Source organism: Aquimarina spongiae, from assembly GCF_900141785.1.
Classification (GTDB): domain Bacteria; phylum Bacteroidota; class Bacteroidia; order Flavobacteriales; family Flavobacteriaceae; genus Aquimarina; species Aquimarina spongiae.
Genome location: NZ_FQYP01000011.1, coordinates 1 through 227, shown reverse-complemented (window position 1 = coordinate 227; position 227 = coordinate 1). Strand labels below are relative to the sequence as shown.

1 protein-coding gene is annotated in these 227 nt (G+C 57.7%); it reads left to right on the top strand.

Annotation, left to right across the window (positions count from 1 at the left end):
* Positions 1-227: collagen-like protein (locus BUE24_RS21105; RefSeq protein ID WP_139242080.1), on the top strand; the 227-nt coding region annotated here is incomplete at both ends.

The following is a 227-nucleotide window of genomic DNA, read 5'->3' as shown; positions in this document are numbered from 1 at the left end:
ACTGGAGCAACAGGAGCGCAAGGACCAACAGGAAATACAGGTGCCACTGGAGCACAAGGACCGACTGGTGCGACTGGAGCAACAGGAGCGCAAGGACCAACAGGTGCTACAGGAGCACAAGGACCGGCAGGTGCGACTGGAGCAACAGGAGCACAAGGACCAACAGGTAATACAGGTGCGACTGGAGCAACAGGAGCACAAGGACCGACAGGAAATACAGGTGCCAC